General features: G+C 70.2%; 7 protein-coding genes. 4 read left to right on the top strand and 3 right to left on the bottom strand.

The genetic code is table 11. The features are described 5' to 3' along the window. Positions 1-241: 241 nt before the first annotated feature. Positions 242-1,210 carry a carbohydrate kinase family protein gene (locus ON30_RS09195; protein ID WP_040705783.1) on the bottom strand — a complete coding sequence of 323 codons (969 nt, stop codon included), beginning with the start codon at positions 1,208-1,210 and terminating at the stop codon, positions 242-244. Between the two features lie 248 nt (positions 1,211-1,458). Beyond that, positions 1,459-1,809 (bottom strand): HesB/IscA family protein, encoded by a 351-nt coding sequence (locus ON30_RS09190; RefSeq protein WP_040705782.1) that lies wholly within the window; start codon positions 1,807-1,809, stop codon positions 1,459-1,461. A gap of 222 nt (positions 1,810-2,031) precedes the next feature. Here ON30_RS09190 and ON30_RS09185 point away from each other — a divergent pair, with 222 nt between their 5' ends. Beyond that, positions 2,032-2,703, top strand: coding sequence for a DUF3043 domain-containing protein (locus ON30_RS09185; protein WP_040705781.1), 672 nt, complete (start codon positions 2,032-2,034; stop codon positions 2,701-2,703). A 57-nt stretch (positions 2,704-2,760) separates the two neighbouring features. Here ON30_RS09185 and ON30_RS38950 read toward each other — a convergent pair whose 3' ends face one another. Next, complete coding sequence (locus ON30_RS38950; protein ID WP_157183671.1) at positions 2,761-2,916, bottom strand: hypothetical protein; 156 nt, start codon at positions 2,914-2,916, stop codon at positions 2,761-2,763. Between the two features lie 86 nt (positions 2,917-3,002). Between ON30_RS38950 and ON30_RS09180 the strand changes: the two genes are divergently transcribed. The 3 genes from ON30_RS09180 to cobT form a co-directional block, all read left to right on the top strand. After that, complete coding sequence (locus ON30_RS09180; RefSeq protein ID WP_040705779.1) at positions 3,003-4,001, top strand: helix-turn-helix domain-containing protein; 999 nt, start codon at positions 3,003-3,005, stop codon at positions 3,999-4,001. Between the two features lie 91 nt (positions 4,002-4,092). Next, a complete protein-coding gene (locus tag ON30_RS09175; RefSeq protein WP_051029111.1) occupies positions 4,093-4,656 on the top strand; it encodes a bifunctional adenosylcobinamide kinase/adenosylcobinamide-phosphate guanylyltransferase in 564 nt (187 codons plus the stop codon). Positions 4,657-4,890: 234 nt separating this feature from the next. Continuing rightward, a partial coding sequence (gene cobT, locus ON30_RS09170; protein WP_245553983.1) for a nicotinate-nucleotide--dimethylbenzimidazole phosphoribosyltransferase occupies positions 4,891-5,707 on the top strand: 817 nt, incomplete at its 3' end.

Genomic DNA, 5,707 nt, shown 5'->3' with positions numbered 1-5,707 from the left:
CGCCACGATGCTCGACGAGCACAAGGCCGGGCGCTCCGATCACAGCCGCAGGCTGTGGACACTGCTGGTGTTCATGGTGTGGCACGGCATCTTCGTCGAGGACCGCATCAAGCCCGAGATCCAGGAACCGGTCTACCCGGTCTCGCTGTAGTCGCCCGACGCGAACGAAGCCCCCGGACCACCTTCGGTCCGGGGGCCTCGTCGTCTCGCGATGCCGAGAGGTCGTCGTCGAGAGGCCGTCTCAGAGCAGCGGCTTGATCTCGTCCGCCGCCTCGGCGCCGTACGCGTCGGTGAGCCGTTCCAGCGCCTCGTCCTTGTTGAGCGTCCATTCCTGGGTGCCCATGGTCTCGAGCACCAGCACGGCGATCAGCGAGCCCAGTTGCGCGGAACGCTCGATGCTCAGTCCGGCGGTGTGGCCGGTGAGGAAACCGGCGCGGAAGGCGTCACCGACGCCGGTCGGCTCCACCTTCTCCCGCTCGGGGACCACACCGACGCGGGTGACGGTGCCGTCCCGGTCCACGATCTCGACGCCCTCGCCCCCGAGCGTGGTGACCCGGATGCCGACCTTGGCCGCCACCTCGGCCTCGCTCAGACCCGTCTTCTGCAACAGCAGCGCCCACTCGTACTTGTTGGTGAACAGGTAGGTGGCGTCATCGATCAACCGCACGGCGTGGTCGCCGTCGATCAGGGCCAACTGCTGGGAGGGGTCCGCGGCGAACGGGATGCCCAGTTCGCGGCACTCCTCGGTGTGGCGCAGCATGGCCTCGGGGTCGTTCGCGCCGACCAGCACCAGATCCAGGACATTGGACTCGGCGAGTTCGGCGATCGAGATGTCGCGGGCCTCGCTCATCGCGCCGGGGTAGAACGAGGCGATCTGGGCCATGTCGTCGTCGGTGGTGCACACGAAACGAGCGGTCTGGGCCTGCTCGGAGATCAGCACCGTCGAGCAGTCGACGCCGTGCTTCTCGAGCCAGGAACGGTATTCGGCGAAGTCGGGGCCGACCGCGCCGACCAGCAGCGGCGTGCGGTTCAGGATGCCCATGGCGTAGGCGATGTTCCCCGCCACCCCACCGCGACGGACCTGCAGATCGTCGACGAGGAAACTCAGCGACACATGGTCGAGCTGATCGGCCAGAAGCACATCGGCGAACCGTCCGGGGAAACGCATGAGGTGGTCGGTCGCGATGGAAGCGGACACGGCGATTGACACGAGGCTGAGCCCTTCAACGGTTGGCTCCCCCGCCGTTCCGTGGCCCGCCTCGCCGACGATGCGCCGTGCCGAGACGTGCCGAGGTACCGCGGGGGAGCATGACAATGGTCCAGTGCGTTCCCAGCGATCTACCTGATGCGATCTACCTTGATGCGCGAAGCCGGTCGGCGCGCGCGCACGCGCACCGACCGCACGACGGGAACTCAGCCCAGATTAATGGAATTCGACCCCGTTGCGGGGAACCCGGCTCAGTTGAACGAGTCGCCGCAGGCGCAGGAGCCCGTGGCGTTCGGGTTGTCGATGGTGAAACCCTGCTTCTCGATGGTGTCGACGAAGTCGATCGAGGCGCCCTGCACGTACGGCGCGCTCATCCTGTCGACCGCCAGGGTGACCCCGGCGAAGTCGACGGTCAGGTCGCCGTCGAGCGAGCGGTCGTCGAAGAAGAGCTGGTAGCGCAGGCCCGCGCAGCCACCGGGCTGCACGGCGATACGCAGAGCCAGATCGTCACGACCCTCCTGGTCCAACAGCGCCTTGGCCTTGCTCGCGGCGGCGTCGGTCAGAGTCACCCCGTGGGTGGTCGTCTCGTTCTGCACAGTCATGAACTCTCCTAAGGGACAGCTGTGGTCAACCCGTGAACAGCGCACGGCTCCGTGGTCGTCAACACCACCCGGCGGGCTGCTATTCCCCATCTTGCCACTCCCGCCGGAATGGGGTAAGCGCAACCTCCGGCGCGGAGCCCGAGGAGCCGAATTCTCGAGACGCGTCACACAACGACACGTCCGCATTTCCCGCTCGGTATGCCATCGAATAGCCTGGTCGGTGTGAAATTGTTCCGTCGCGGCGAGTCCAGCAGCACCGACGCGACCGCCGGCGACACGGCGGACGCGGGCGATGCGGCGACCGCAGACACCCCCAGAAACACCTCGACGGCGACCCTCGGCAAGGGCCGTCCCACCCCGAAACGCCGTGACGCGCAAGGCAAGAAGCGCGGTCCGGTGGCTCCCGCCCCGCTGACCTCCAAGGAGGCGCGGGCCCGCCGCAAGGCCACCCGCGGCACCAAGGTGGACCGCAAGGCGGCCTCGGCCGAGCGCAAGCTCGCCGCCCAGGACAGGCGCGCCCGCATGCTCGCGGGCGAGGACAAGTACCTGCTGCCGCGCGATCAGGGCCCGGTCCGCGCGCATGTGCGCGACGTGGTGGACGGCAGGCGCAACCTGGTCGGCCTGTTCATGCCGATGGCGCTGGTGCTGATCCTGTCGATGTTCGCCGCGCCCGGCCTGCAGACCATCGTGACGCTGGCGATGCTGGTGATGATGCTGTTCATGGCGATCGAGGGCGTGATCCTGGGCAAGATCGTCAACAACCGGGTCAGGGAGAAGTACCCCAACACCACCGACACCGGCTTCAAGTTGGGCTGGTACGCCTTCGTGCGCGCCTCGCAGATCCGCAAGATGCGCGCGCCGAAACCGCGCGTGTCGCCCGGCGACGCGGTCTGACCTGTTGCACCGTTCGAGCCCTCCGGTCGACGCCGGGGGGCTCGTTCGCGCTCCGGGTCACCGGTGGTGCGCGGCGGAGATGGCCTTCAACTCGACGGTCAGGCGTTGGGCGTCGCGGTCGAGGACCTCGGTCGATCCGATCCGGTCGCGGCCGAGGTAGAGCAGGGCGGCGAACAGGGCCACGAGGGCGAGGGTGAGCAGTGCGATTGTCATGGCAGAAATTTTGCGCTCGTTCATTTCTTGCCGAAAGTGGCAGTTCTGCCGTTGTGCGCAAATATTCGGCCAGCTAGGCTGAGGGCATGCTGTCCAAGGTCGCCGTCGCGCTCACCGAACCGCTGGCCATGTTCGAGTTCGGCGTGGTCGCCGAGGTTTTCGGCCTCGACCGCACCATGGACGGCCTGCCCGGCTTCGACTTCCGGGTCTGCGGCGCCGAACCCGGCCGCCCGCTGCGCTCCACCACCCCCGGAGTCACCCTCACCCCGGAACACGGGCTCGAACATGTCGTGGACGCCGATCTGGTCGCCGTGGCCGCCTTCCACGTCGAGGCGATGGACCACCCGCGCAGCATGCCCGCCATCGAGGCGGTCCGCGCCGCCGCCGCCAACGGCGCGACCGTGCTCACCGTCTGCTCCGGCGCGTTCCTGGCCGGCGCGGCCGGCCTGCTCGACGGACGCCGCTGCACCACGCACTGGAAGTACGTCGACCAACTGGCCGCGCGGTTCCCCTCGGCCACCGTCGACCCCGATGTCCTCTTCGTCGACGAGGGCGACCTGATCACCAGCGCGGGCACGGCCGCGGGCATCGACGCCTGCCTGCACCTGGTGCGCCGCGAGATCGGCACGGCCGCCGCCAACGCCATCGCCCGGCGCATGGTGGTCCCGCCCCAGCGCGACGGCGGACAGCGCCAATTCATCGAACGCCCCGTCCTGGACAGCACCGAGAGCCTCGGCGAGACGCTGCGCTGGATGAGCGAGAACCTGGCCGAACAGCACACCATCGAGGATCTGGCGGGCCGGGCCGTGATGTCCACGCGCACCTTCGCCCGCCGCTTCGCCGCCGAGACCGGCACCACCCCGGTCAAATGGCTGACCAACCAGCGCGTGCTCTACGCCAAACAACTGCTCGAGGAGACCGATCAGGGACTCGAGCAGATCGCGGGCCACGCCGGCTTCGGATCGGGCGCGCTGCTGCGCCACCACTTCCAGCGCCTGGTCGGCATCGCGCCCACCGAATACCGCCGCCGCTTCGGCGCGACCCGCGACGACGGGCGCTCCCCCTCGGGCGCGGTGGCCGGGTGACCGATTCGGGACGGCAGCCGTCGACAGGTCGTCAGGCGCGATTGCCGGTCGACAGGTCGCGACGCGGTGGCCGGTTGATAGATTGCCCGACGTGTCTGCCGCCGCCCATCGCACGCTCGTCCTCGGCGGGGCCCGTTCGGGCAAATCGGCACATGCCGAAGCGCTGGCCGCCGCGGCAGGTCCGGTGCGCTACGTGGCCACGGCGGTCCCCGATCCGGCCGATCTCGACTTCGCCGCGCGGATCACGGGCCATCGGGAGCGCCGCCCGGCGGACTGGCGGGTGGTCGAGAACGCCGATCTCGCTTCGGTTCTCGGCGAGACCACCCACGGCACGACCCTCGTCGACGACCTCGGGACCTGGCTCACCGCGGTGATCGACGCGCGCGACGCCTGGGACGCCCCGCGCGGCACGGTGTCGCCGGACACCGACCGACTGGTGGCGGCGGTCGCGCGATATCCGGGCCGGTTGGTGATCGTGAGCCCCGAGGTCGGGTTGGGCGTCATTCCCGCGACCCGTTCGGGTCGCCTCTTCCGCGACGAGATCGGCACGCTGAACCAGCGCGTGGCCGCGGTCTGCGAAGACGCGGTGCTGGTGGTCGCGGGCCGCACCTTGCGCTTGGATCAGCGCGGCCGGTCAAGCCGCCACAATTTGTGAAACAGACTCACTCCAAAGGTGTTCGCGGCCGGGCTGGGGTCGACCCACCACGACCTCGACACTCGCCACCGACAGCGGCTGGTCGGGCGGTTGGCCGGGGGCGCGGCGGGCGGGGCAAGATTGGTCGGCGAACCACCCTTCGGCGCAGACCTGCCCAGACCGAGAGGCTCGACAGTGACACACGGATTCGGACCGGTTGCTCCCCCGGACCCGCACACGCGCGCGGCGGCCCTCATGCGGCAGGCCCAGCTCACCAAACCCGCCGGCGCCCTGGGTCGTCTGGAGGAACTCGGCAACTGGGCCGCCGCCTGTCAGGGGCAGTGCCCGCCCCGGCAGTTCGAGCGCGCCCGCGTCGTCGTCTTCGCGGGCGACCACGGCGTGGCCCGGCACGGCGTGTCGGCCTACCCAAGCGAGGTCACCGCGCAGATGGTGGCCAACTTCCTCGGCGGCGGCGCGGCCGTCAACGCGTTGGCCGCGGTCGCGGGCGCGACCGTGCGCGTGGTGGACATGGCCGTGGACGCCGACACCGATCCGGCGATCAGCGCGCACAAGGTGCGCCGCGCGAGCGGATCGATCGACCGCGAGGACGCGCTCACCGTCACCGAGGTGGCCGCCGCGCTCGCCGCCGGTCGGGCCGTCGCCGACGAGGAGATCGACGGCGGCGCGGACCTGCTGGTGGTGGGCGACATGGGCATCGGCAACACCACGCCCGCGACGGTGCTGGTCGCGACGCTCACCGACACCGAACCGATCAAAGCGGTCGGACGCGGCACCGGCATCGATGACGCGGGCTGGGTGCGCAAGGTCGCCGCGATCCGCGACGGGATGCGGCGGGCGCGGCGGGTCGCCAAGGATCCGGTGGAACTGCTGCGCGTCGCCTCCGGCGCGGATATCGCCGCGATGGCGGGCTTTCTGGCCCAGGCGGCCACCCGGCGCACGCCGGTCCTGCTCGACGGTGTGGTGGTGACCGCCGCCGCCTTGGTCGCCGAGGACATGGCCGACGGGGCCCGCGCGTGGTGGGCGGCCGGTCACCGCTCCACCGAACCCGCGC

Origin of the sequence: Nocardia takedensis NBRC 100417, from assembly GCF_000308695.1 — a bacterium.
Taxonomy (GTDB): Bacteria; Actinomycetota; Actinomycetes; order Mycobacteriales; family Mycobacteriaceae; genus Nocardia; species Nocardia takedensis.
Note: the sequence above shows the minus strand (reverse complement) of the source record. Positions and strands in the feature narration are given on the sequence as shown.